Annotated in this window: 1 protein-coding gene; it reads left to right on the forward strand. The window is 47.6% G+C overall.

Annotation, left to right across the window (positions count from 1 at the left end):
• A partial coding sequence (locus B0680_RS10465; RefSeq protein ID WP_078255044.1) for an OmpA family protein occupies window positions 1–929 on the forward strand: 929 nt, incomplete at its 5' end.
• Window positions 930–936 lie beyond the last annotated feature (7 nt).

Raw genomic sequence — 936 nt, forward strand, 5'->3', positions numbered from 1 at the left:
CTATGAAAACCCTTTACAAAGCCCTAGCAGTATCAGCCCTAGCCGCTGCCATGACTGCTTGTGCCACCACTCCATCTAAAGTCACCGCTGAAGGTACGACTGATAACCCAGTATGGCCTCGTTGGGATTCTGTCACTTTTGACAAAAACCGTGGTACTTTCCCAAATCTTGCCAGCCTAAAAGAAGTCAAAGCTGGTATGACCAAAGACCAACTATACCAACTACTTGGCCGTCCACACTATGATGAAGTATGGCGTCCACGTGAGTGGAACTATCTATTCCACTTCCACACCCCAGGTGTTGGTACTGATGATGTGACTACTTGCCAATTCAAAGTCCTATTTGACAAAGACAAGTTCACTCGTACCTTCTACTGGAACCCAGTAGATCCTGTGGATGGCGCTTGCCCACCAGCACAACCAGATGCACCAGTCGTTGTTAAAGAAATCATCCGTGAAGTACCAGCACCTGTAGCACCAGTACAACCTGCACCAGCTGCACCACAGCTACAACGCTACACCCTAAACGCTGATGCACTATTTGCCTTTGACAAGCATACCCTAACTGATATGCTACCAGGTGGTCGTCGTGACCTAGATGAGCTAGCAGCTCGCCTAAAAACGTTCGATCAACTAAATGCAGTGATCGTCACCGGTCATACTGACCTACTAGGTACTGATGCTTATAACCAACGTCTATCACAAAACCGTGCTAAGACTGTGGTTAACTACCTAGTCAGCCAAGGCATCCCAGCCAACCTAATCCGTTCATACGGTGCTGGTGAAACTGAACAAATCAAAGCCTGTGATATGAAACTACCACGCCCACAACTGATCGAATGTCTACAGCCTAACCGCCGTGTGACTGTCGATGTAGATGGTTCAGGTATCCTAAACCCAGGTGAAACTGCACCAGTGATTCGTAAGTAATACGCAT

It is taken from the genome of Moraxella pluranimalium (genome assembly GCF_002014825.1).
In the GTDB taxonomy this organism is placed as follows: domain Bacteria; phylum Pseudomonadota; class Gammaproteobacteria; order Pseudomonadales; family Moraxellaceae; genus Moraxella; species Moraxella pluranimalium.